Here is a 23,167-nt window from a genome sequence, read left to right on the forward strand (position 1 = left end):
TTCCATCTCCGGCAGTGCCCATCCCCTACTTACCACTCCCTACTCACTCATTTCTTCCCCCGTATCGCTGCCCACACCGTCGCCGGTGAGGCTGGCATCGCGATATCGGCGATGCCGATGGCATCGGTGATGGCATTGATCACGGCCGGAGGCGAGCCGATGGCGCCCGCCTCGCCGCAGCCCTTGATGCCGAGCGGATTGCTCGGACATGGCGTGTTGGAAGTGGAGACCTTGAACGACGGCAGGTCGCCCGCGCGCGGCATGGTGTAGTCCATGTAGCTGGCGGTCAGAAGCTGGCCGCTGGCGTCGTAATGGGCGCCTTCCAGAAGGGCCTGGCCCACCCCTTGCGCGATGCCGCCATGCACCTGGCCCTCGACGATCATCGGATTGATGATGTTGCCGAAATCGTCGGCCGCCACGAACTGCACGATTTCGGTCGTCCCAGTCTCCGGATCGATCTCGACCTCGCAGATATAGCAGCCCGCCGGGAAGGTGAAGTTCGCCGGATCGTAGAACGCCGTTTCCTTCAGCCCCGGCTCCATACCCGCCGGCAGATTGTGCGCGGTATAGGCGGCAAGCGCCACCTGGAACCACGGCAGGCTCTTGTCGGTGCCGGCTACCTTGACTTCACCATTCTCGATGACGATGTCGTTTTCGTCCGCCTCGAGCTGGTGGGCGGCAATCTTCTTGGCCTTTGCCTCGACCTTGTCGAGCGCCTTGGATACGGCAGACATGCCGACGGCGCCCGAGCGCGAACCGTAGGTGCCCATGCCCATCTGCACCTTGTCGGTATCGCCATGGACGATGGAGACCGAGTCTAGCGGCACGCCGAAGCGCTGGGTGACCAATTGCGCGAAGGTCGTCTCGTGCCCCTGGCCATGGCTGTGCGAGCCGGTCAGCACCTCGATCGTGCCGACGGCATTGACCCTCACCTCTGCCGATTCCCACAGACCGACGCCGGCGCCGAGCGAGCCGACCGCTGCCGACGGCGCGATGCCGCAGGCTTCGATGTAGCAGCTCATGCCGATGCCGCGCAGCTTGCCTTGCTTCGCCGCCGCGGCCTTGCGTTTGGCAAAGCCATCATAGTCGGCACTCTTCATCGCGGCGTCGAGCGAAGCACCATAGTCACCGGCGTCATAGTTCATGATCACCGGTGTCTGGTGCGGAAAGCTCGTAATGAAGTTCTTGCGCCGTAGTTCGGCCGGGGAGACGCCGAGTTCGCGCGCGGCGGCTTCCATTGTGCGTTCCAGAAGATAGGTGGCTTCCGGCCGCCCTGCCCCGCGATAGGCATCGACGGGCGCCGTGTTGGTGTAGACGGTGCGCACATTGGCGTGGATGGCGGGAATGTCGTACTGCCCCGACAACAGCGTCGCGTAGAGGTAGGTCGGCACGCAGGACGAGAACAGCGACATGTAGGCGCCGAGATTGGCGATCGTGTCGACCTTGAAACCGGTGATCCGGTTGTTCTTGTCGAAGGCCATCTCGACCGTGGAGACATGGTCGCGGCCATGCGCGTCGGTAAGGAAGCTTTCGGTGCGGTCGGCGACCCATTTGACCGGAACGCCGGTCTTCTTGGAGGCCCACAGGCAGACGATCTCTTCGGGATAGATGTAGATCTTCGAACCGAAGCCGCCGCCGACGTCCGGCGCGATCACGCGCAGCTTGTTTTCGGGGGCGACATTGTAGAAGGCGCTCATCACCAGCCGCGCGACATGCGGGTTCTGCGATGTCGTCCAGCAGGTATAGTGATCCTCGGCCCTGTCGTAATGGCCAAGGGCTGCGCGCGGCTCCATGGCGTTGGGAACCAGCCGGTTGTTGACGATCTTCATGCGGGTGACATGGGCTGCCGCCTTGATCGCCGCGTCGGTCGCCTTGCCGTCGCCGATCTCCCAGTCGAAGATCAGATTATCCTCGGCCTCGGCATGGATCTGCGGCGCGCCTTTTTGAAGCGCCCTGGTCGCGTCGACCACCGCCTTCAATTCCTTGTAGGTGATCTCGACGGCTTCGGCCGCATCGCGCGCCTGACCCTTGGTTTCGGCGACAACGATGACGATCGCATCGCCGACATAGCGGACCTTGTCGACGGCCAGCGGCGACCATGCGCCCATCTTCATGGGTGAGCCATCCTTGGAATGGATCATCCAGCCGCAGATCAGGTTGCCGATGCCGTCGGCCTTGAGTTCCTTGCCGGTCAGCACACCGATGACACCCGGCATGGCTCGCGCCTTTTTCACGTCGATCTTCTTGATCTGCGCATGCGCGTGAGGGCTGCGCACGAAGACCGCATGCTTCATGCCCGGCACCACCATGTCGTCGACATAGCGGCCGGCGCCGGTGATGAACCTCTTGTCTTCCTTGCGCGCAACCCGAGCGCCAACACCTTCGATACCCATGGAAATCTCCCGAGATAGTGAGTAGGAAGTAGTGAGTAGGAAGTAGTTGGTAGTGAATATCGCCGTCGATTCGGACCGACTACTGACTACCGACTACTCACTCGTCACTCACGCAGCTTGCTTCGCCTTGCCCTTCGCGGCGCCCTTCGCCATCGTCTTCGAGGCGGCGAGGATGGCCTTCACGATGTTGTGGTAGCCGGTGCAGCGGCAGATATTGCCTTCGAGCTCGGCCCGCACCGTCGCCTCATCGAGGCCTTCGGGATGGCGGTTGATCATGTCGGTTGCCGTCATGATCATGCCCGGCGTGCAGAAGCCGCATTGCAGGCCGTGATGTTCCTTGAACGCCGCCTGCACGGGATGCAGGTCGGTGCCGTCGGCGAGACCTTCGATGGTGACCACGGTCGATCCGGACGCCTGAACCGCGAGCATCGTGCAGGACTTGACCGCCTTGCCGTCGACATGGACCACGCAAGCGCCGCATTGCGAGGTGTCGCAACCGACATGCGTTCCGGTCAGCCCGAGATTTTCACGCAGGAAATGAACCAGAAGCGTTCGGTCCTCGGCGGCGGCGCCGATGCGCTTGCCGTTCACCATCAACGAGACGTCCGACATGAATCCTCCCTGGGTATCAACCTTGGTCATCACGCTGCCGACGAGCCGTTTGCACTTCGGCCATGCGTTATTCGTACACCGCACAACGCACAAAAAACAGCAGGACCAAAAAGCCGGATCATTGTACTTTCGATCATGGCCAGGGCCCCAAAGCACGTTCCCGTGGCCCCATTGCCAAAACGGCTTCAGGCGGCAACAATGTCTTCGACGCCCGCGCGCAAGAAGCACTTGAAAAGCCGCGCATAAGAAGGCGTTGGAGGAAATGCGGGAGAACGCCGCTGACAAGTTCACGGACGCGCTACGCATGCGGCTTGTCGGCGCTGACGACGGACGAGCCCGACCCTGATGTCTTCGCGCGCGCGGTAGCCGCCGAGGCCGCCGCCATCGATGCCGGTTTCGCCCTTCTGTTCTTTTCCCAAAGCCTCGTCGAGGCAGGCGCCCTCTCGCGGGCCTTGTCGACGCACGCGCCCACGCTGCACCATGCCGGCTGCTCGACCGCCGGCGAAATCACGCCGGCCGGCCTCGAGGAAGGTCATGTGCTGGCGATGCTGCTTCCGTCGAGATCCTTCACCGCGGTCAGCGCCATGGTCGACAACCTCTCCTCGTCGGGTATGGACAGGATAACCGGCGAAGTCGAGGCGTTGCGGCGCAGTTTGCGGGGCCGCGTCGGCGGCGATCTGTCCAAGAACATCTTCGCACTCTGCTTCATCGACGGGCTGTCCTATGCCGAGGAAGCGGTGAGCTCGGCCATCCACTGGGGTCTCGACGACATACCGCTGCTAGGCGGCTCGGCCGGCGACGACCTGAAATTCGAAACGACGAGCCTGATCTCCAACGGCAAGGTCTCCTCCGACAGCGCCATCATCGTGCTGGTCGCCACCGAAATACCTTTCCACGTCTTCAAGACCGACAATTTCGTTCCCACCGACGAAAAGCTGGTGGTGACCGCCTCCGACCCCGATCATCGCATCGTGCGCGAGTTCAACGCCACCAATGCGGCGGAGGAATATGCCGCTTCGGTGGGCATCGTGCCGCAGACCCTGACGCCGCTCAGCTTCGCTTCCCATCCCGTCGTGGTGAAGGTGGGTGGAGAATATTACTGCCGTTCGATCCAGCGGATGCACGCGGATGGCTCGCTGTCCTTCTTCTGCGCCATCGACGACGGTGTCGTGTTGTCGATCGCCCAGCCCAAGGACATGGTGGAATCGACACGCGCGGCATTGCGCGAAGTCGAGAAAAGGCTTGGCGGCATCGACATGATCCTCGGCTTCGATTGCGTGCTGCGCCGGCTGGACGCGCGCAACCGGCAGGTCTTCCGGGATATTTCCGAGCTCTACAGGGTCAACAATGTCGTCGGCTTCGGTACCTATGGCGAACAATACCGCTCGATGCACCTGAACCAGACCTTCACCGGCATCGCTTTCGGCGACCGGCAAGCGGCTGAATAGGCGGCAAGACAGCATGCCTCTCAGGGACATCAACGATCTCGACAGGCTGAAGAAGATCAACGCCGCTTTGGTCAGCCGCGTCGAGCGCTCGATGGACCAGCAGGGCAATGCCTTTTCGCTGTTCCAGACGGCGATCTCGCTGGAAAACCGGGTGCGCGATCGCACCGAGGAACTGCATTCGACCCTGCGCAGGCTGGAACAGTCGAACATCGACCTCAGCGCCGCCAAGGAAAACGCCGAGCTGGCGAACCTGTCCAAGACACGCTTCCTCGCCGCCGCCAGCCACGATGTGCTGCAGCCGCTGAACGCCGCCCACCTCTCCGTCTCGGCGCTCGCCGAAGTGCAGACCAGCGATGAAGGCAGGAAGCTCGTGCGGCAAGTCGAGCGCTCGCTGGAGACGATGGAAGACCTGCTACGCACCTTGCTCGACATTTCCAAGCTCGATGCCGGCGTCGTCCGGCCCGATGTTAGCGACGTCAGCCTGGAGGCGCTGTTCTCTTCGCTGCGCTCGGATTTCCAGCCGGTGGCGGAATTGAAGGGCCTGTCGCTGAAATTCCGGCCGGTCAATGCCGTGGTCCGTTCGGACAGGACGCTGCTGCGCCGCATCCTGCAGAATATTCTGTCCAACGCGCTGGGCTATACACGCTCGGGCGGGGTGCTGGTCGGCACGCGCCATCGCGGCGACACCATCCGCATCGATGTTGCCGATACCGGCTGCGGCATTCCCGAGGATCAGCGCGAAGCGGTGTTCGAGGAATTCCATCGCGGCACCTTGCCGGCCAATGCGGAACTCGATGGCGGCGGTCTTGGGCTCGGGCTGGCCATCGTGCGCCGCATGGCCGGCGCGCTCGGCCATCCCGTGACATTTTCGTCCAGGGTCGGCCGCGGCACCATCTTCCATATCGATGTTCCCGTCGGCATCGGCGTGCCCGCCGACGCCATCGCCAGCGCCGCCAGCCTGGAACGACCGCGCGGCTACGGCCTGTTCGGCACCAAGGTGCTGCTGATCGAGAACGACGCCGAGGTGCTGGAGGCGATGACCTTCCTGCTCGAACGCTGGCAGTGCCTGGTGCGGGCCGCGACCTCGACCGACGATGCGCTCGACATGCTCGGCGACACCGACTGGGTGCCCGACATCATCATTGCCGACCAGCATCTCGATGGCGGCGACCTCGGCACCGCCACGATAGCGGAAGTCCGCGACTATCTCGGCCGCGCCGTGCCGGCGCTGATTGTCACCGCCGACAGTTCCGAAGCCGTCGCCAAGGCGGCGCGAGCGGGCGGCATCGAGCTGATGCGCAAACCGCTGAAGCCGGCGCAATTGCGCGCCCTGCTGGCGCATCTGCTGGCTTGAATCCCTGGCGTGGAAGGCAACGGCTCAGAACCCGACCAGATCCCTGAACAACTCCGCATTGTCCAGCTTCGACACCTCGATAACCGCTTGGGTGCGGCTATAGACGTTGAGCTTGCGCAGTATCTCCGAGACATGCGCCTTCACCGTCGTTTCGCCGACCTGCAACTCGTAGGCGATCTGTTTGTTGAGCAGGCCCTGGCGCAGCATCTGCAGGACGCGCAATTGCTGCGGCGTCAGCTTGGAAAGGCGCTGGAGCATGTCGGCGCGATCGGTGCTGTCAGCGCCCGGCGGGAGGCCTTCATAGGTTTCCGGTACATAGATCGCGCCGTCCATTACCGAGCGGATGGCGGCGGCGAGATCGCTCTTGCGCGCCGATTTCGGGATGAAACCGGCCGCACCGTAGGACAACGCCTCGGAAATGATCCTCGGCTCCTCATAGCCCGACACGATCACCACCGGCAGGCGCGGATAGCGGGTCCTGAGCTGCAACAACCCGTCGAAGCCGTGCACGTCGGGCATGCTGAGGTCGAGCAGCGCAAGGTCGAACGGCTTTGCATCGGCCAGCAGGTCAAGCGCCTCGGCGATCGAGCGCGCCTCGACCGTATCGACCTCCGGATAGGCCATCTGCACCGCGCTATGCAGCGCCTCGCGAAACAGCGGATGATCGTCGATGATGAGAAACCGGGCGCGATCGGTGGCTGACGTCATGGGGCTCGTTCCGGTTTACCGGCCATACCATAGTCTCCCGACCAGGGTCGGATTATTAGCAAATAGTCTATCGCCGGTTGCGGCGTTCATCGCTGCAAAAATGATGGGAGGCTTGAATTCCTTGTACAGCCGCGGCAAAGCCCGTGCTTTATGAAAAGCGACGCCTTGCCCGGCCCCGGAAATCAGCCGAATGTGCCGCCAGCATCAAACGCAGAGACCGCCATGACCGCCTTCGTCCTTCCTGTCCCGCCAACGCCTTCTCTCGCCATTGCGGGTTCGAGCGAACGCTTTGCAGTGCGGCGCATTTTCTGCGTCGGCCGCAACTATGCGGCGCATGCGCGCGAGTTCGGCAATGACGAGCGTGATCCGCCCTTCTTCTTCACCAAGCCGGCCGATGCCGTGGTCGATTCCGGTGCCGTGATCCCCTACCCGCCGCTGACCGAAAACCTCCACTTCGAGATCGAGCTGGTTGTCGCGATCGGTACACCGGGCTTTCGTATTTCCCGCGACGAGGCGCTGGACCATGTCTGGGGCTATGGCGTCGGCATCGACCTCACCCGCCGCGATTTGCAGGACGCCGCCAAGAAAGCGGCCAGGCCCTGGGACTGGTCGAAGGCCTTCGACCGTTCAGCACCTTGCGGCCCGCTGATTGCCGCGCAGAAATCCGGGCACCCGGCGAAGGGGCGCATCTGGCTTGCCGTCGACGGCGCGGTGAAACAGGATGCCGACCTCGCCGAACTGATCTGGTCGCTACCGGACATCATCTCGATCTGTAGCGAGGGCGTGGAATTGCAGGCCGGCGACCTGATCTTCACCGGCACGCCGGCAGGTGTCGGCGCGGTCAGGCCGGGCGAGACGATGTCGGGCGGTGTCGACGGCATCGGCACGATCGAAGTGACCATCGGCCAACCGAAGTGAGTTCATGAGCGACCTCGTCCTGCATAATTACTATCGTTCCTCCACCTCCTACCGGGCGCGGATCGCGCTGGAGATGAAGGGGCTGAGCTATGACTACGTCCCCCATCATCTGCGCCATGGCGAGCATCTGGAACCCGCCTATCTCGCGGTCAATCCGCAAGGGCTGGTGCCGGCCTTGGTGCTCGACGGCGGCACGCTGTTGACGCAGTCGCTGGCGATCATCGAATATCTCGACGAGATCCATCCCGAACCGCCGCTGCTGCCGAAGGACGCCCTTGGCCGGGCGCGCGTGCGAATGCTGGCGCAGATGATCGCCTGCGACATCCACCCGGTGAACAATCTGCGCGTGCTGACCTCGCTGCGCACTTTGTTCGGCGCCAGCGACCAGGACATCACCAACTGGTTCCGCCATTGGGTGAACGAAGGTTTTCAGCCGCTTGAAAAGATCCTGGCATCGTCGCCGCAGACCGGAACATTCTGCCATGGCGAGACGCCTGGGCTCGCCGACATCTGCCTCGCCGCGCAGATCGCCAGCAATGCCCGCTTCGGCGTCGACCTGACGCCCTACCCGACGATCACCCGCATCAACGCCGCCTGCATGGCGCTGCCGGCCTTCCAGAAAGCCGCTCCACAGAACCAGATCGATGCCGAGTAGAGAAGCCAAAGATCCCGAGGAAGCCAAGACGCTCGCCGATATCGAAGAGTACGGCTGTCATATCCTCTATGTGCTGGAGGAGGACGAGCATCCGCCATTCGCGTACTCGGTGGGGATAGAACACAATTTCAAAGTCCCTGAACTGGTCGTCGTCGGACTCAAGCCGGAACTTTCGCAGACCATCATCAACGAGTATTGCCGACGAGTACGCAGCGGCGAGAGGTTCAGCGTCGCAGAGCGGGCGTCAGGGTTCTTGGGAGGCGGCTTCGACTGTCAGTTCGGCTCGGTCCATCCAGACCACTATCCTGAACATTTCGGTTGGGATATCTGGTTCTACGACGGCTCGGATTTCCGGATTATGCAGCTAATTTTTCCAACAACTTCCGGGGTTTGGCCGTGGGATGCCGAAGCTGACGAATGGGTTCGCAAACGGCAACCGTTGCTTGATACCCCGCCCTAACTAGTGCCCTAGCCTTAGCGTCGCCGCCCAGAACACCAGCGCCGCCAGAGCGACACCGCCGCCAAGCATGCAAACACCGCTCCAGCCCCAGGCGCCAAAAATCATGGTCGAGGCAATGGAGCCGAGCGCGCTGCCGAGCGAATAGAAGATCATGTAGCCGCCGACCAGGCGACTGCGCGCATCCGGCCGCCGCGAAAAAATCAGGCTCTGGTTGGTGACATGGACGGCCTGGATCGCGAGGTCCAGCATGACGATGCCGGCGACAAGCAGCCACAGCGATTGGCCCATGAAGGCGATCGGCAGCCAGGCCGCGATCATCAGAAGCAGGCCGAGGCCGGTGACCTGCTGGCCGCGCCCACGATCGACGAGGCCGCCTGTCCAGCGCGCGCCCAGCGCGCCGACGACGCCGGCAAGGCCGAACAGTCCGATTTCGGTGTGCGAGAGCGAAAATGGCGCGGCGCTCAGCGGCAGCACCAGCGGCGCCCACAGCACGTTGAAGCTGGCGAAGATCAGCATGGCGAGCACCGCGCGCACGCGCAGCAGCGGCTCCTGCACGAACAACTGCACCACCGAACCGAGCAGGCGCGGATAGGGGGTGCGGGGCCGCTCCGCCTCGTCGTGGCGCGGCAGGATGAGATACAGAGTCACCGCCATGAGGAGCGTCAGCGCCGCCGAGACAAGATAGACCCAGCGCCAGCCGGCGAGATCGGCGACGACGCCGGCGACGAAGCGGGCAAGCAGGATGCCGGTTATGACCCCGCTGGTGACAGTGCCGACCGCCCGCCCCCGCTCGGACGGCAGAGCGAGGTCGGCGGCGTAGGCCACCAGCACCTGCACCACCACGGCGAGCAGCCCGACAATCGCCAGGCTGGCCAGCAGCATCGCGGCGTTCGGCGCGACCCCGACCACGATCAGCGCCACGGCGGAAAGGATCGCTTGCCCGGCGATCAGCTTGCGGCGGTCGAACAGGTCGCCCAGCGGCACGATGAAGAACAGGCCGAGCGCATAGCCGATCTGCGTGACCGTCACCACGATGCCGACCGAGGCCGGCGCGATGGCGAAATCATGCGCCATGGCGTCGAGCAGCGGATGGGCGAAATAGACGTTGGCAACGCTCAAGCCACAGGCAATGGCGAAGACCAGTGCGGTCATTCCCGGCAGTCCCGGTGGTGACGCCGGCACGACCTGCGGCGGCTCACCGAACCGCTCCGCGCTTGCCGTTGCGCCGTTCACCACCTGCAGATTCATGTCGCTCTCCATAAAAGGTTTCAACTTGAAACCTCTTGCTGGATAGACGGAACAGTTTTATCTTGCAACCAAGATGATGGATCTGGACCAACGATTGCCATGGTGAAACGAACGAGCCATCAGAGTGCGGACTGCCTCATAGCCCGGCCGCTCGATGCGATCGGCGACTGGTGGTCGCTGCTTATCGTACGCGACGCCTTCGACGGCTTGCGGCGTTTCAGCGAGTTTCAGAAGAGCCTCGGCGTCGCCAAGAACATCCTATCGGCGCGCCTGCGCAATCTGGTTACGCACGGCATCCTCGAGACCGTTCCGGCGCCCGATGGCAGCGCGCATCACGAATATGTGCTGACGCAGAAAGGACGCGGCCTGTTCTATGTGCTGGTCGCCATGCGGCAATGGGGCGAGACCTATTTCTCAGGCCCGGGCGAGCCCTACACCTTCATGGTCGACACGCAGAGCGGCAGGCCGATCGGGCGGCTCGAGGTTCACGCCGAAGACGGCCGTCTTCTTGCCCCCGGCGATACGAGGCTCGCCGATTTCCGCACCAAGGAAAACAGCTGACCGCGCTGCTCCATGCCGGGAAACCGCCAGCCCTGGCGGAATCGATTTCCGCTTGACCGGCCAGGGAATCGGGTAATCGTTTCCGGTGATGCGTGCCGTCTCAAGGGTGGAGTGACCGATGAAAGCCGTCGTCTTCGAGAAATTCGGCGAAGCGCCGACGATCCAGACCGTCCCCGATCCCAAACCGGCCGCCGATGGCGTCGTCATCAAGGTCGAGGCGACAGGGCTATGCCGCAGCGACTGGCATGGCTGGATGGGCCACGACGACGATATCAGCCTGCCGCATGTGCCGGGGCACGAGTTGGCGGGTGTCGTGGTGGCAGCAGGCAAGCGCGTCACCAACTGGAAGGCCGGCGATCGCGTCACCGTCCCCTTCGTCGGCGGCTGCGGCCACTGCTTCGAATGCACATCGGGCAATCATCAGGTCTGCGAGCATCAGTTCCAGCCCGGCTTCACCGCCTGGGGCTCCTTCGCCGAATATGTCGCGATCGATTTTGCCGACACCAATCTCGTGCGCCTGCCCGAGGAGATGGAGTTTGCCACGGCCGCCAGCCTTGGCTGCCGTTTCGTCACCTCCTTCAGGGCCATCGTCGACCAGGGACGGGTGAGACCGGGAGAATGGGTCGCCGTTCATGGCTGCGGCGGCGTCGGCCTGTCAGCCATCATGATCGCCAGCGCGATGGGAGCCAATGTCGTTGCCATCGACCTTACCGACGAAAAGCTTGAGTTTGCCAGGAAGATCGGTGCGGTTGCGACCGTCAACGCCTCGACCACGCCGAATGTGGTGAAGGCCGTCAAGCAGATCACGAATGGCGGCGCGCATATGTCCATGGACGCGCTCGGCCATCCGACCACTTGTTTCAACTCGATTTCCAACCTGCGCCGGCGCGGCCGCCATGTTCAGGTCGGACTGATGCTCGGCGACCATGCCAGGGCCGCCGTACCCATGAGCAAGGTGATCGCCTTCGAACTCGAGATCCTCGGCAGCCACGGCATGCAGGCCTTCCGCTACCAGGCGATGATGGAAATGATCCGCACCGGCAAGCTCAAGCCCGAATTGCTGGTCGGCAGGAAGATCGGCCTCGACGAGGCGCCCGCGGCCTTGATGGCGATGGGCGGCTTCGAGGGCATCGGCATCGGCGTGGTGACGAAGTTCCAGTAACCGCTAAGCGGCGGCACGCCTCGGCAAATCGCGCTTGGCGAATTTCTTCGCGCCGAACACGCATGCCACCACGCCCAGCGTAACGACGACCATCAGCGGGCTGACCTGCTCATGCAGCAGCGTCGCCGCCAATGCGAGCCCGAAAAACGGCTGCAGCAACTGCAATTGCCCGACCGCCGCGATGCCGCCCTGGGCCAGGCCGCGATACCAGAAGACGAAGCCGATCAGCATGCTGAACAGCGAGACATAGGCAAGGCCGATCCAGGCGCTGGCCCCTACCGTGCCGAAGGAGGGCGGCAAGGTGACAAGGGTCAGCACCAGCATGACCGGCAGCGACAGCACCAGCGCCCAGCAGATCACTTGCCAGCCGCCGAGCCTGCGCGACAGTGCGGCACCCTCGGCGTAGCCCAGGCCGCAGACGATGATGGCCGCGAGCATCAGCCCATCGCCGACCGGCGAGGCCGTCACGCCTTGCGCGAGCGCGAAACCCGCCACCAGCGCGCTGCCCAGGCATGAGAACAGCCAGAAGGCCGGCCTCGGTCTTTCGCCGCCACGCAGCACGCCGAAAATGGCTGTCGCCAGCGGCAGCAGGCCAACGAAGATGATGGAGTGGGCCGCGGTGACATGTTTGAGCGCCAATGCCGTCAGCAAGGGAAAGCCGACCACAACGCCCAGCGCGACGATGACGAGCGACAAGATATCATGACGCGCCGGACGCTTCTCACCGAACGCCAGCAGGAGCGTGAGACCAAGCAGGCCGGCTATGACCGCGCGGGCCGATGTCACGAATGTCGGATCGAGATCCATCACCGCCACACGTGTGGCCGGCAACGAGCCTGAGAAGATCAGGACGCCCAAGAATCCGTTCACCCAGCCGCTCGCCGTCTTGTCCATCGCAGGCTCCGTTCGTTTCGCCCTCTATCGGGCCTGCGACTATGGCGCCACCAGAGACAATGCAGTACAATTCGACAAAACTGTAATGGCTTTCTGGACGGTACAGATGGACGAACTGCCTGCGAAGCTCGACAGTGGCGGAACCCTCGTCGAAGGCGTCATGGCCACCATCCGCCAACGGATTGCCGCGCGCAGCCTGACACCGGGAGCGCGGCTGCCGTCGATCCGCGCCTTCGCCCAATCCATGCAGGTGTCCAAATCCACCGTCGTCGAAGCCTATGAGCGGCTCGCCGCCGAAGGCACGATCCGCTCCCGACCGGGCTCGGGCTTCTACGCCGCCGGCGCACTGGCGCCGCTGTCGCTGGCCGAGATCGGTCCCCGGCTTGACCGTGCCGTCGACCCGCTCTGGGTCTCGCGCCAGTCGCTGGACGCCAGCGACGAGACCCTGAAGCCCGGCTGCGGCTGGCTTCCAGCCTCGTGGATGCCGCAGGCCGGCTTACGCCGCACGCTGCGTACGGTGGCGCGCGCCGACGATGTCGCGCTGGCCGATTACGGCACGCCGCTCGGCCTGCCGCCGTTGCGGCAACTGCTGGCGCGGCGCATGGCCGGGCACGGCATTGAGGTCTCGCCCGAACAAGTCATGCTTACGGAATCAGGCACGCAGGCCATCGACCTCTTATGCCGGTTCCTAATCGAACCCGGCGACACGGTGCTGGTCGACGACCCCTGCTACTTCAATTTTCACGCCCTGCTGCGCGCCCACCGCGCCAAGGTCGTTAGCGTGCCCTACACGCCGTCGGGGCCCGATATCGAGCTGTTCGCGCAGGCGCTCGCCGAGCACCGGCCGCGCCTCTACATCACCAACTCCGCCATCCACAACCCGACCGGCGCGATCCTGTCGCCGGTCATCGCGCACCGCTTGCTCAAGCTCGCCGACCAGTCGGACCTGACCATTGTTGAGGACGACATCTTCGCCGATTTCGAGCACACCCCTGCCCCGAGACTGGCGGCCTTCGATGGCCTCAGCCGCGTCGTCCAGATCGGCAGTTTCTCAAAGACGCTGTCGGCCTCGGTGCGCTGCGGCTTCATTGCAGCACCCGTCGACTGGATCGAGGGCCTGACCGACCTCAAGATCGCCACCACTTTCGGCGGCGGACGGCTGGCGGCCGAGTTGGTGCTGACCCTGCTGAAGGACGGCAGCTACCGCAAGCACATGGATTTGCTGCGCGCCAAGCTGGCGCGCGCTATGGCCGAGACCGGCATCCGGCTGAAAGCGATCGGCATCACGCCATGGATCGATCAGCCGGCCGGCCTGTTCCTGTGGTGCAGACTTCCCGATGGGGTGGATGCAGCCCAAGTCGCGCGCCGGGCGCTTACCGACAATGTTGTGCTGGCGCCCGGGAATGCGTTCAGCCTGTCCGGAACGGCCAGCCGTTTCCTGCGCTTCAACGTCGCCCAATGCGAAGACAAGCGGATTTTCAAGGTGCTGGAAACCGCCATGGCGTGCTGATCTCAGCGGCTGGCGCAGACCGCACGCACGCACTCGCGCAGCCAGCGCTGCGCCGGGTCGGCGTCGAGACGCGGATGCCAGAGCATGGAGATCGTCACCTCCTGGGTAGCGACCGGCAGCGCGAAACTGTGCATCCCCGCGCGCGCTCCCGCCGTATGGCGCTCGGGCACGCTGGCGATCAGATCCGAGGCGCGCGCCATGGCGAGTGCCGCCGAGAAACCAGAGACCATGCACACGACCTTCCGCTGCAAGCCAAACTCGCGCAGGGCCTCATCGATCGGCCCCTTCTCGCGACCGCGCCGCGAGACGCTTATGTGGCGCCCCGCAGCATAGCGCTCGGGCGTCATCAACGCCTCGCTCAAAGGATGGCCTGATCGAACGGCGCCGATGAAGCGATCACGAAACAGCGCCTGGATGCGAACTTCGGGTCCGGTCTCGCCGGCAACGCCGATTTCGAGGTCGATCGCGGCCTCGCGCAGCGACATCACATCCTTGTCGGACTTCGCGGCAAAACGCAGCCGCACCCCTGGCGCATCGGCCTCGACGCGGGTGACAAGGCGAGGCCCGAACTCCTCGACGAAGCTTTCGTTGGTGCGCAATGTGAAAATCCGGTCCAGCCTGCCGGGGTCAAGCAACTCGACGGGGCGCAGGAGCCCTTCCGCGTCCTGGACGACGCTGCCGACCTGTCGCCGAAGTTCCTCCGCGCGCGGCGTGGCCACCAGACCACGCCCGGCGCGCACCAAAAGAGGATCGCCTGTCGCCTCGCGCAGCCGCGCCAGCGTCCGGCTCATCGCCGAGGGGCTGAGACGCAGACGTTGCGCGGCGCGCGCGACGCTGCCTTCGGCAAGCAGGATATCGAGGGCAATCAGCAAATTGAGATCTGGGGATGTCATGGGACGACCATAACATGACATGGCGTTTGATGCATGAATAAGATGCAAATGCTGCGCCTTCCGCCGCATCAGCCACGAGACTAGATCTCCGACAGCTCCAGCACCGGAGCAGACGGAAAGGAGATCGCCTTGGCAGTCGCAGAGCAAGATCGGGAATTCACATCGGCACCCCAACACATCCGGTCCGCCGGACTGGCATTGGCCAGCCTGTCGCTCGCCACGCTGCTGTCGTCATTGGGAACCAGCATCGCCAGTGTCGGCCTGCCATCCCTGATGCAGGCTTTCGATTCATCGTTTCAGGCGGTGCAATGGGTGATTCTCGCCTATCTGCTCGCCATCACCACGCTGATCGTCGGCGCCGGGCGGCTGGCCGACATGTTCGGGCGCCGGCCCTTGCTGCTTGGTGGCATCGCGCTGTTCACCCTGGCATCGGTGGTTTGCGGCATGGCGCCGACACTCTGGTTGCTGATCGCGGCGCGCGCCGTCCAGGGGCTTGGTGCCGCGCTGATGATGGCGCTGACGCTGGCCTTCGTCGCGGAAACCGTGAGCAAGGAACGAACCGGCAGCGCCATGGGGCTGCTCGGCGCCATGTCCGCGATCGGCACAACACTGGGGCCTTCGCTCGGGGGTCTGTTGATCGCCGGCCTTGGCTGGCGGGCGATCTTTCTCGTCAATGTCCCGCTCGGCCTCGTGACCTTCGCTCTCGCCTGGCGTGCCTTGCCGGCGCGGAGCCGGACAACGGAAACCGGTCGAGGCAGATTTGACGTGATCGGCACCGCCCTGCTCGCCCTCACGCTCGGTGCCTATGCCCTGGCGTTGACGCTTGGCAAGGGCAATTTCGGCATGCTCAATCTGGGCCTGCTGGTCGCGGCCGGGATGGGCGTCATCGTGTTCGCCATCGCACAGGCGAAAGCCGAGGCACCCCTCATCCGCCCCGCCAGCTTACGCGGCCCGCGACTGGGTGCCGGCCTCGCCATGAGCTTGATCGTCGCCACTGTGATGATGGCAACCCTGGTGGTTGCTCCATTCTACCTGTCGCGCGGGCTCGGACTGGATGCCACGCTGGTTGGCATGGTGCTGTCGACCGGGCCGCTCGTCTCGACGCTGTCGGCGCTGCTGGCTGGCCGGCTGACAGACCGCTTCGGAACGGTCAGGATGATGGCCGCCGGCCTGGCGATCCTCGCCGCGGGAACATTCCTGCTGTCGCTTGCCCTGACCGGTCTCGGCATTGCCAGCTATGTCGTTCCAATCACCGTCACCTGCTTCGGCTACGCCCTGTTTCAGACCTCCAACAACGCGGCCGTCATGGCGGGTGTCAGTGCAAATGAACGTGGCGTGGTTTCAGGCCTGCTCAACCTGTCGCGCAATCTCGGCCTCATCACCGGCGCATCGCTGATGGGCGCCATATTCGCTGTTGCCGCCGGCGGACCGCAAGGACCGGACCAGGGCGTTCTGAGTGCGGCTTCGGCCGCCCGAGGCATGCAGGTCACCTTCCAGACGGCGACGGCCCTGGGGTTGTGCGCGCTGCTGCTGGCGCTGATGTCGCTCCGCGCTGTCAGCCGTGCGGAGGCCAAGGTCACGGAGATCCGAAGCGGCCGGTGATCGGCGGCGGCGAAGCTGCGGCGTCGGCCCGAAAGGTTGCCGAACCCCTGCGAGGCTGGTACTGACCGACCCGCGAACGCATTTTCCGCGATCTCAACTTCGGGGCGGCAGTATGGGAACCACCAAGTCAGCAGACAAGTAAGCCGCGACAACACCTCGTTGTTGCGGCCTTCTGCCCCGTCAAATCAGACCATCCATGAAAACGGCAGATCGCCGCCAAATCTCACCATTTGTGCGGATGCTCAATCATGCCCTTCCCAAAACGCCCCTCCTCGACATGGGCCTATTCCTTGCCTTCGGCGCTCCTGCTGATGGCGCCTTTCGATATCCTCGCCTCGCTGGCCATGGACATCTATTTGCCGGTGGTTCCGGAGATGCCGGAGGCTCTCGGCACATCGCCAGCCATCATCCAGCTGACGCTCAGCCTCTACATGGTCACACTTGGCCTCGGCCAGGTCGTGTTCGGTCCGGTCTCCGACCGGATCGGCAGACGCCCGGTCCTGATCGGCGGCGGACTGCTGTTCGCGGGCGCGTCCATCCTGCTCGCCGTCACGTCGCTCGCGACACCCTTCGTCGCGCTGCGCGTCGTCCAGGCCATGGGCGCGTCCGCTGTTCTCGTCGCAACCTTCGCGACCGTCCGGGATGTCTATGCCGGACGACCGCAGGGTACGGTCATCTACGGGCTGTTCAGCGGCATGCTGGCTTTCGTGCCTGCCCTGGGGCCGGTAGCCGGCGCGCTGATCGCCAAAGGTTTCGGCTGGCGCGCGATCTTCGTCGCGCTCGCCATCCTGGCCGTAGCGGCCACGTTCAACGCATGGCTGCGATGGCATGAAACGCGCCCGCCCACGGGCTCTGCTGCGCGTCCTGCGTTCGGCACGATCCTGGGCAGCTTCGCCTTCTGGACCTACACGCTCGGCTTCGCCACGGCGATGGGCACGTTCTTCGTGTTCTTTTCGACAGCGCCCCGGGTGCTCATCGATCGCGCCGGCTTCTCGCAGATCGGCTTCAGCATCGCCTTCGCAACGGCGGCGCTGGTGATGATCGCAACCACGCGATTTGCCAGATCGTTCATCGCCCGCTGGGGTGTCGCCGGCAGTCTCGCCCGCGGCATGGCGATGTTGCTTGTCGGTGCGGCGATGCTGGCACTCGGCCAGATCTTTGCCGCCCCCTCCTTTACGACCTTCGTCCTGCCCATGTGGGTGATGGCCGTGGGCATCGTCTTTACCGGATCGGTGACCGCCAATGGCGCGCTCGAAACCTTCGGCGATGCCGCCGGCACGGCAGTGGCGCTCTATTTCTGCGTCCAGAGCCTGATCGTCGGCATCGCCGGAACGTTTTTCGTGCTCCTGCTCGGCGGCGACACGGTCTGGCCCCTGGCCTGCTATGCCGCTGTTTTCGCGCCGGCAACGCTGCTTTCACTCACGCTTTTGCGGAGCCGACAGGCAAGGCCGGACAACGACCGCTGAAGGAAACGACCAAGGGGCCTGGCGGTGCGCCGGTCAGGCCCCTGCACGTTTGCGCCGCTCGTAAAGCATGACCAGCGTTTCAGCCATCAGCGCCGGCTTTTCCTCGCCCTCGATCTCGACCGTGTTGGCGGCCTTCATCAGATATTGGCCCGGGCCTTTATCTTCCATGGAAAGCAGCGTCGTGCGCAGGCGGATGCGCGCGCCGACCTTGACCGGCGCCAGGAACCGCACCTTGTCGAACCCATAGTTGAAGGCGGCCTGCGTGTTTTCGGGCACGATCCCCATTTCGAGGGCCAGCGCGCCGATGATCGACAGCGTCAGATAGCCATGCGCGATCGTGGTGCGGAACGGGCTTTGCCGCCGCGCTCGTTCAGGATCGACATGTATCCATTGATGGTCGCCGGTGCATTCGGCGAACTGGTTGATACGGTTCTGGTCGACCGTGGTCCATTCCGAGATGCCCAGCTCCTGTCCGGACATCGTTCTCAACTGCTCGTAGGTTGGCGGCGTTTTAGGCCGTACTTCCGTCATTCCTGCTTTCCCGATCGCTTCCAAGGCTTCCGGACCACGAACCGGCGGTCTCTGTCAATTCGTTCTGCGCAAATCCGTTCCGGCGCATTCGCACCCTGCCTTACCACGCGACTGCTGCCCGAATCCGGTTTTTCGGGGCTGCCAGGGCCGCGCGGGGCTTATAGCGTGACGCTAATGCAACAACCATGCGCATGATTGCGGAATGGCGAGCGGGTGTCCGCCGGAAGACAGAACAAGAGCACCAACAGCCTATTTCTTTTCGTAGCCGGAGCGGACCTCTTCCATCGCCTCCTTGATGCGCGCGCGCAGGATATCGATCGATTCGGTGCCCGATTTCCTCGCCAGTTCAGCCACTTCACCGGCGTTCTTGAGCGCGGCCTCGAAGGATTTCCTGGCAAATTCCGTCTGTTTTGCCATCAGTTCCTGCGGATTGCCCGGAGCACGGTAGCTCTGCGCCATCTCGGCGATCTCGCGCAGCGTATCCTGCAGCATTTCGCGTTGCCTCGACAACAGCGAGGAAGCCCCGGCGGCGCCGGCCCGCGCGGATTTCTCAAGGGCCTCGAGATTCTTGCGGTGATGCGCCAGGATCGCCTCGACATCGACATTGGGCACCTTCAGGTCGCGCCCGAATCTGCCGAACATATCCATGAAGGAATCGGATTCCGGTTGTCTGGCCATGATTGTCTTCTCCCCTTCTGCCGCACTGGCGGACGCCCTCAGCGGGAGAATAGCATTCGAACGTGTCGTGTCCATTTCGAACGCAAGCCCGGCGATCGACACCGATCAATTGACCGGGAGCAGCAGCTCGATCGTATAGAGGACGATGCCGGCCAGCCCGCCGATGATCATGCCGTTGAAACGGATATATTGCAGGTCCCTGCCGATGTTCATCTCGATCAGCCGCGTCAACTGGGCAAGGTCCCAGCGCTTGACCTGATCCGCGATGAATTTCGACACGCCGCTTTTCTGGCTTTCCACGAAGGACGCCAGCGCCACCACGAATCCCTGGTTCATGTCGGCCCGGATCTGCGGATCGCCGGCCAGATGCCGGCCGACCTCGACGAACATGTTGGCAAGATGTTCCCGGATCAGCGAGTTCGGCGCCTTGGCATCCTGTTCGATGAACAGGCTGAGGCTCTCCCACATGTCGCCGGCCAGCGCCCTGACCTCGGGCCTGGCGAGGAAATCGCGCTTCATCTTTTCCGCGCGCTTGGCATACTGCTTCGAGGACCGCAGCCGCTCGACGAAACCTTGCGCGAAACGGTCGAACTCGGCCCGCATCGGGTGATCCGGATCGGCCCGCACCTCGTCCAGCAGGGAGCCCGCGGAGGCGACGATCTTCTTCAGGAGATAGGCATCGGCACGGAATAGGTTGAACAAGGACGGCAGTTCCTCGCGGATCTTGTCGCGCATGGTTGCCAGCGCCTGCTCGTCATTGAGGAAGCGGCCGATCACCTTGATGAACTCGTCGAACAGCTTCTGGTGGCGACGGTCGTCGGTGAGCGCCGACAGGAGTTCGGCCGCGAGCGGCGCCAGCGGCACTTTTTCGATCTGCTCGAGCATGCGGCTGGTGACGAAGCCGCGCAGGCCCGATTGCTCGACCGCCGCAAGCGTCTGCGGCACCAGCCGCACGACGAAGCGCGACAGGCCCGCCGCCCGCTCGGCATCGGCGAGCCAGTCCGCGACGAGCGCCGAAAAATCGACCTCGGCAAGTTTTTCACGCACCGGTTCCGGCGCCAGGAAATTGACCTCGATGAAACGGCCGAGATTGTCGGCGATGCGGTCCTGGTTTTCCGGGATGATGGCGGTGTGGGGGATCGGCAGCCCGAGCGGCCGCTTGAACAGCGCCACCACCGCGTACCAGTCGGCAAGGCCGCCGATGGTTGCCGCTTCGGCAAAGGCAGCGACGAAACCGAGCCACGGATAGCTGCTCTGGAAGGATTTGGCCAAGGCAAAGACCAGCACGCACAGCGCCAGTGCCGCCGTGGCGACGAACTTTGTCCGCCGCAGCGCGGAAAGCTTGGCGCCGGCGTCTGCATCCAAACGCGCTGGCGCCTGGCTATGGGCCGATTGATCCATGGATGGCCGCTCCTCGTCGATCTCAGCCTATTTAGTGTTTCGACGGCCGGAATGCCCGTGACATCGGATTCGCTGTGCGCTTCGCCTGGCGGCGCACATAAAGTTGACGAGAATATTCAGCTATAATACCAAGCTAGTCTGGAATTATTCCAAGGTATAGGCCATATTCGGCTCAGGCCAGCGTGCCGAATCCGAAATCCGGATAAAGCCACGCCAGCAAAGTTCTAGACTCTGGCATGGTCGCACCGCGCCAGCGCTTTGTGAGGATGAAATGCGGCTTACCCGCCAAACCAACTATGCCATGCGCATCCTGATGTATTGCGCCGCCAACAATGATCGGTTGAGCCGTATACCGGAGATCGCGGCCGCTTATTCCGTATCGGAACTGTTTCTGTTCAAGATCCTGCAGCCGCTGGTCGAAAACGGCCTGGTCGAGACGGTGCGTGGCAGGAATGGCGGAGTACGGCTCGGCCGTGCCGCCGAAGCGATCAGCTTGTTCGACGTCGTGCGCGTGACAGAGGAAAGCTTCGCGATGGCGGAGTGCTTCGAGAACGATGCCGCCGAATGCCCGCTGGTCGACAGCTGCGCCTTGAACTCGGCGCTGCGCGAAGCACTCAACGCCTTCTTCGCCGTGCTTGCCCGCTACACCATCGCCGATCTCGTCGCGGCACGGCCCAATGTCCGCAACCTGCTTGGCATCGACCTGCTGGAACGCCGCGCGCCGGCCGCCTGAGCCTTTTTCCCGGCGATATCGGACCAGAAACCCGTAGATTCAGGCGGCGGACTGCGGCAACACGAATGGCGTATTGCCGGTCGGCAGCACGCCGACCTTGAGCCGGCAATCGAACACCTTCTCGATCAAATCGTCGCTCAGCACCTCCCGCGGCGATCCGGTCGCGGCCAAGCGGCCGCGATGCATTACGAAAATCCGGTCGGCGTACATGGCCGTCAGATTGAGGTCGTGCAGGATCGCGACCACGCCTCCGCCTCTCCTGGCGAAGTCGCGGGCGATGTTCATGATGATAAGCTGGTGCTTGATATCGAGGCTGGACACCGGTTCATCGAGGAAGAGATAACGCGGCCTGCCGTCGAGCACCGGTGCCCAGACCTGGCACAGAACGCGCGCAAGCTGGACGCGCTGCTGCTCGCCGCCGGAAAGCTCCTGGTAGAAACGCCCGGCAAAACCATCGAGGTCGACGCGTGCCAGCGCACGCTCTGGCAGCCGCGCATCCTCGCCCGGCAGGGCGCCGGAGCGGCCGCCGACAAGGCCGAGCTTGACGACTTCGCGGACCGTGAACGGAAACGACAGCGTCGTTGCCTGCGGCAGCACGGCGCGTTGCACGGCAACCTCCACCGGCTTCATCGCCGAGAGGTTGCGGCCATTGAGAGTGACGGTTCCCGTATAGGCGAGCTCTCCTGACAGCGCCTTGAGGAAGGTCGTCTTGCCCGAACCATTGGGGCCGACGATGGCCGCGATTTCGCCAGGCCGCGCGTCGAAATCGACACCGCCGACGATACGCTTGCCGCCGATATCAACCGAAACGTCTCTTGCCTCGATCATCGCACATCTCACAAATCGACGATGCCGCGCTTGCGCAGCAGGATCCACAGGAAGAACGGCGCGCCGGCGATTGCCGTGACGATGCCGATCGGCAGTTCGGCGGGTGCCACGATGGTGCGGGCGACCGCATCGGCAAGCAGCAGCAGCGAGGCGCCGAGAAGCGCGGAGGCTGGCAGCAAATAGCGATTGTCGGGCCCGATCAGCAGGCGCAGCAGATGCGGCACCACGATGCCCACGAAACCGATGCCGCCACTGACCGCGACAGACGCGCCGACGGCGGCCGAGACACCGACAATGGCCGTGTATTTCAGCCGTTGCACTGGGATGCCGAGATGGCCGGCGGTCGCTTCGCCCAGGGCCAGCGCATTGAGGCCGCGCGCGAGAAACGGCATGGCCGCCAGCGAAAGCACGATGATCGGGCCGACGGAGCCGATCTTCTGCCATGTCGCGCCGGCCAGCGAACCAAGCTGCCAGAAGGTCAGATCGCGCAACTGCCGGTCGTCGGCCATGAAGATCAGGATGCCGGTCAGCGCCATGGCAAGCGCGGCCATGGCGAGGCCGGCGAGCAGCATGGTGGCGACCGATGTACGGCCCTGCCGGGTGGCAACGGTGTAGAGCAGCAGCGTGACCGTCAGCCCGCCGCAAAAAGCGGCCAGCGGCAGCGCAAACGTGCCGAACAGGGCGGTGACGGGCAGAAGCACCGAGGCGCCGAGCACGATCACCGACACGGCCCCGAGACTGGCGCCTGCCGAAACGCCGATAAGGCCGGGGTCGGCCAACGGATTGCGGAACAGCCCCTGCATGACCGCGCCGGAGACCGCCAGGGCCGCGCCGATCAACATGCCAAGCACCACACGCGGCAAGCGGATATCATAGACGATGAGACGGTCGCGTGCATCCAGCGCCGCATCGACCGGTGCGGCGCCAGACAGCCAGTCGCCGACGACCTTGACGGCGGAAGCATCCGAGGCCCCCGACGTCAGCGACAGGAACACCGCCAGCGCAAGCACGACACAGGACAGGCCGATAACGAGACGGGCGCGTCCGGAGCGATCGCCCTCGCCGGCCATCATCACGCCGGCCGGCCCGGCAATGGATTGGTCGGCCATGCC

Annotated in this window: 22 protein-coding genes; 11 read left to right on the forward strand and 11 right to left on the reverse strand. The window is 64.0% G+C overall.

All coding sequences use genetic code 11. From position 1 onward, the window contains the following. Positions 1-47 precede the first annotated feature (47 nt). Together FJ967_RS25270 and FJ967_RS25275 are read right to left on the reverse strand one after the other, a co-directional pair. Complete coding sequence (locus FJ967_RS25270; protein ID WP_140734883.1) at positions 48-2,393, reverse strand: xanthine dehydrogenase family protein molybdopterin-binding subunit; 2,346 nt, start codon at positions 2,391-2,393, stop codon at positions 48-50. A gap of 108 nt (positions 2,394-2,501) precedes the next feature. Then, the gene (locus tag FJ967_RS25275) at positions 2,502-3,005 is read right to left on the reverse strand and encodes a (2Fe-2S)-binding protein (RefSeq protein WP_140734885.1); all 504 of its coding nucleotides are present in this window, start codon (positions 3,003-3,005) and stop codon (positions 2,502-2,504) included. A gap of 311 nt (positions 3,006-3,316) precedes the next feature. Here FJ967_RS25275 and FJ967_RS25280 point away from each other — a divergent pair, with 311 nt between their 5' ends. Continuing rightward, positions 3,317-4,453, forward strand: coding sequence for an FIST signal transduction protein (locus FJ967_RS25280; protein ID WP_140734887.1), 1,137 nt, complete (start codon positions 3,317-3,319; stop codon positions 4,451-4,453). Between the two features lie 13 nt (positions 4,454-4,466). After that, positions 4,467-5,807 carry a hybrid sensor histidine kinase/response regulator gene (locus FJ967_RS25285; protein WP_140734889.1) on the forward strand — a complete coding sequence of 447 codons (1,341 nt, stop codon included), beginning with the start codon at positions 4,467-4,469 and terminating at the stop codon, positions 5,805-5,807. Positions 5,808-5,831: 24 nt separating this feature from the next. Here the strand turns inward: FJ967_RS25285 and FJ967_RS25290 are convergent, their stop codons facing one another. Further along, positions 5,832-6,515, reverse strand: coding sequence for a response regulator transcription factor (locus FJ967_RS25290; protein ID WP_140734891.1), 684 nt, complete (start codon positions 6,513-6,515; stop codon positions 5,832-5,834). Between the two features lie 222 nt (positions 6,516-6,737). On the opposite strand from FJ967_RS25290, the gene FJ967_RS25295 reads away from it, so the two are divergent. The 3 genes from FJ967_RS25295 to FJ967_RS25305 are packed head-to-tail and all read left to right on the forward strand — an operon-like array spanning position 6,738 to position 8,548. After that, complete coding sequence (locus tag FJ967_RS25295; protein WP_140734893.1) at positions 6,738-7,433, forward strand: fumarylacetoacetate hydrolase family protein; 696 nt, start codon at positions 6,738-6,740, stop codon at positions 7,431-7,433. A gap of 4 nt (positions 7,434-7,437) precedes the next feature. Next, the gene (gene maiA, locus FJ967_RS25300; protein ID WP_140734895.1) at positions 7,438-8,088 is read left to right on the forward strand and encodes a maleylacetoacetate isomerase; all 651 of its coding nucleotides are present in this window, start codon (positions 7,438-7,440) and stop codon (positions 8,086-8,088) included. After that, positions 8,078-8,548 carry a DUF4262 domain-containing protein gene (locus tag FJ967_RS25305; RefSeq protein WP_140734897.1) on the forward strand — a complete coding sequence of 157 codons (471 nt, stop codon included), beginning with the start codon at positions 8,078-8,080 and terminating at the stop codon, positions 8,546-8,548. Before maiA ends, FJ967_RS25305 begins: the two co-directional genes overlap by 11 nt. On the opposite strand, the gene FJ967_RS25310 is transcribed toward FJ967_RS25305, so the two are convergent. Beyond that, the gene (locus FJ967_RS25310) at positions 8,549-9,796 is read right to left on the reverse strand and encodes an MFS transporter (RefSeq protein WP_140734899.1); all 1,248 of its coding nucleotides are present in this window, start codon (positions 9,794-9,796) and stop codon (positions 8,549-8,551) included. Between the two features lie 99 nt (positions 9,797-9,895). Here FJ967_RS25310 and FJ967_RS25315 point away from each other — a divergent pair, with 99 nt between their 5' ends. Together FJ967_RS25315 and FJ967_RS25320 are read left to right on the forward strand one after the other, a co-directional pair. Further along, positions 9,896-10,357, forward strand: coding sequence for a helix-turn-helix domain-containing protein (locus FJ967_RS25315; protein ID WP_140734901.1), 462 nt, complete (start codon positions 9,896-9,898; stop codon positions 10,355-10,357). Positions 10,358-10,475: 118 nt separating this feature from the next. After that, positions 10,476-11,519, forward strand: coding sequence for a zinc-dependent alcohol dehydrogenase family protein (locus FJ967_RS25320; protein ID WP_140734903.1), 1,044 nt, complete (start codon positions 10,476-10,478; stop codon positions 11,517-11,519). A gap of 3 nt (positions 11,520-11,522) precedes the next feature. On the opposite strand, the gene FJ967_RS25325 is transcribed toward FJ967_RS25320, so the two are convergent. After that, on the reverse strand, positions 11,523-12,413 hold the full coding sequence (locus FJ967_RS25325; RefSeq protein ID WP_140734905.1) for a DMT family transporter: 891 nt from the start codon (positions 12,411-12,413) through the stop codon (positions 11,523-11,525). Positions 12,414-12,519: 106 nt separating this feature from the next. Between FJ967_RS25325 and FJ967_RS25330 the strand changes: the two genes are divergently transcribed. Further along, complete coding sequence (locus tag FJ967_RS25330; RefSeq protein ID WP_140734907.1) at positions 12,520-13,923, forward strand: PLP-dependent aminotransferase family protein; 1,404 nt, start codon at positions 12,520-12,522, stop codon at positions 13,921-13,923. A 2-nt stretch (positions 13,924-13,925) separates the two neighbouring features. Here the strand turns inward: FJ967_RS25330 and FJ967_RS25335 are convergent, their stop codons facing one another. After that, the gene (locus tag FJ967_RS25335) at positions 13,926-14,816 is read right to left on the reverse strand and encodes a LysR family transcriptional regulator (RefSeq protein ID WP_140734953.1); all 891 of its coding nucleotides are present in this window, start codon (positions 14,814-14,816) and stop codon (positions 13,926-13,928) included. Positions 14,817-14,945: 129 nt separating this feature from the next. Here FJ967_RS25335 and FJ967_RS25340 point away from each other — a divergent pair, with 129 nt between their 5' ends. Then, complete coding sequence (locus FJ967_RS25340) at positions 14,946-16,418, forward strand: MFS transporter (RefSeq protein ID WP_140734909.1); 1,473 nt, start codon at positions 14,946-14,948, stop codon at positions 16,416-16,418. A 248-nt stretch (positions 16,419-16,666) separates the two neighbouring features. Next, positions 16,667-17,884, forward strand: coding sequence for a CmlA/FloR family chloramphenicol efflux MFS transporter (gene cml / locus FJ967_RS25345; RefSeq protein WP_140734911.1), 1,218 nt, complete (start codon positions 16,667-16,669; stop codon positions 17,882-17,884). A gap of 33 nt (positions 17,885-17,917) precedes the next feature. Here cml and FJ967_RS25350 read toward each other — a convergent pair whose 3' ends face one another. From FJ967_RS25350 to FJ967_RS25360, 3 genes are all read right to left on the reverse strand, one after another. Beyond that, entirely contained in the window at positions 17,918-18,415 is a 498-nt protein-coding gene (locus FJ967_RS25350) for a MaoC family dehydratase (protein ID WP_140734913.1), read from the reverse strand. 249 nt (positions 18,416-18,664) lie between these two features. After that, a complete protein-coding gene (locus tag FJ967_RS25355) occupies positions 18,665-19,093 on the reverse strand; it encodes a phasin family protein (protein ID WP_140734915.1) in 429 nt (142 codons plus the stop codon). Positions 19,094-19,198: 105 nt separating this feature from the next. After that, the gene (locus tag FJ967_RS25360; RefSeq protein ID WP_140734917.1) at positions 19,199-20,494 is read right to left on the reverse strand and encodes a DUF445 domain-containing protein; all 1,296 of its coding nucleotides are present in this window, start codon (positions 20,492-20,494) and stop codon (positions 19,199-19,201) included. A gap of 271 nt (positions 20,495-20,765) precedes the next feature. Here FJ967_RS25360 and rirA point away from each other — a divergent pair, with 271 nt between their 5' ends. Then, positions 20,766-21,227 (forward strand): iron-responsive transcriptional regulator RirA, encoded by a 462-nt coding sequence (rirA, locus tag FJ967_RS25365; protein WP_140734919.1) that lies wholly within the window; start codon positions 20,766-20,768, stop codon positions 21,225-21,227. A gap of 39 nt (positions 21,228-21,266) precedes the next feature. Here rirA and FJ967_RS25370 read toward each other — a convergent pair whose 3' ends face one another. Both FJ967_RS25370 and FJ967_RS25375 read right to left on the reverse strand, forming a co-directional pair. Continuing rightward, positions 21,267-22,055, reverse strand: a complete 789-nt coding sequence (locus tag FJ967_RS25370) for a heme ABC transporter ATP-binding protein (protein WP_140734921.1) — start codon at positions 22,053-22,055, stop codon at positions 21,267-21,269. Positions 22,056-22,063: 8 nt separating this feature from the next. Then, positions 22,064-23,164, reverse strand: coding sequence for an iron ABC transporter permease (locus tag FJ967_RS25375; protein ID WP_140734923.1), 1,101 nt, complete (start codon positions 23,162-23,164; stop codon positions 22,064-22,066). Positions 23,165-23,167: the final 3 nt, after the last annotated feature.

The organism is Mesorhizobium sp. B2-3-4 (genome assembly GCF_006442315.1).
Lineage (GTDB): Bacteria > Pseudomonadota > Alphaproteobacteria > Rhizobiales > Rhizobiaceae > Mesorhizobium.

Bases quoted from the DNA above. Each gene is read 5' to 3' on its own strand.
- FJ967_RS25270 (WP_140734883.1), bottom strand. From the start codon at position 2,393: ATGGGTATCGAAGGTGTTGGCGCTCGGGTTGCGCGCAAGGAAGACAAG.
- FJ967_RS25275 (WP_140734885.1), bottom strand. From the start codon at position 3,005: ATGTCGGACGTCTCGTTGATGGTGAACGGCAAGCGCATCGGCGCCGCC.
- FJ967_RS25285 (WP_140734889.1), top strand. From the start codon at position 4,467: ATGCCTCTCAGGGACATCAACGATCTCGACAGGCTGAAGAAGATCAAC.
- FJ967_RS25290 (WP_140734891.1), bottom strand. From the start codon at position 6,515: ATGACGTCAGCCACCGATCGCGCCCGGTTTCTCATCATCGACGATCAT.
- FJ967_RS25295 (WP_140734893.1), top strand. From the start codon at position 6,738: ATGACCGCCTTCGTCCTTCCTGTCCCGCCAACGCCTTCTCTCGCCATT.
- maiA (WP_140734895.1), top strand. From the start codon at position 7,438: ATGAGCGACCTCGTCCTGCATAATTACTATCGTTCCTCCACCTCCTAC.
- FJ967_RS25305 (WP_140734897.1), top strand. From the start codon at position 8,078: ATGCCGAGTAGAGAAGCCAAAGATCCCGAGGAAGCCAAGACGCTCGCC.
- FJ967_RS25310 (WP_140734899.1), bottom strand. From the start codon at position 9,796: ATGAATCTGCAGGTGGTGAACGGCGCAACGGCAAGCGCGGAGCGGTTC.
- FJ967_RS25315 (WP_140734901.1), top strand. From the start codon at position 9,896: ATGGTGAAACGAACGAGCCATCAGAGTGCGGACTGCCTCATAGCCCGG.
- FJ967_RS25320 (WP_140734903.1), top strand. From the start codon at position 10,476: ATGAAAGCCGTCGTCTTCGAGAAATTCGGCGAAGCGCCGACGATCCAG.
- FJ967_RS25325 (WP_140734905.1), bottom strand. From the start codon at position 12,413: ATGGACAAGACGGCGAGCGGCTGGGTGAACGGATTCTTGGGCGTCCTG.
- FJ967_RS25330 (WP_140734907.1), top strand. From the start codon at position 12,520: ATGGACGAACTGCCTGCGAAGCTCGACAGTGGCGGAACCCTCGTCGAA.
- FJ967_RS25335 (WP_140734953.1), bottom strand. From the start codon at position 14,816: ATGACATCCCCAGATCTCAATTTGCTGATTGCCCTCGATATCCTGCTT.
- cml (WP_140734911.1), top strand. From the start codon at position 16,667: ATGCCCTTCCCAAAACGCCCCTCCTCGACATGGGCCTATTCCTTGCCT.
- FJ967_RS25350 (WP_140734913.1), bottom strand. From the start codon at position 18,415: ATGACGGAAGTACGGCCTAAAACGCCGCCAACCTACGAGCAGTTGAGA.
- FJ967_RS25355 (WP_140734915.1), bottom strand. From the start codon at position 19,093: ATGGCCAGACAACCGGAATCCGATTCCTTCATGGATATGTTCGGCAGA.
- FJ967_RS25360 (WP_140734917.1), bottom strand. From the start codon at position 20,494: ATGGATCAATCGGCCCATAGCCAGGCGCCAGCGCGTTTGGATGCAGAC.
- rirA (WP_140734919.1), top strand. From the start codon at position 20,766: ATGCGGCTTACCCGCCAAACCAACTATGCCATGCGCATCCTGATGTAT.
- FJ967_RS25370 (WP_140734921.1), bottom strand. From the start codon at position 22,055: ATGATCGAGGCAAGAGACGTTTCGGTTGATATCGGCGGCAAGCGTATC.
- FJ967_RS25375 (WP_140734923.1), bottom strand. From the start codon at position 23,164: ATGGCCGACCAATCCATTGCCGGGCCGGCCGGCGTGATGATGGCCGGC.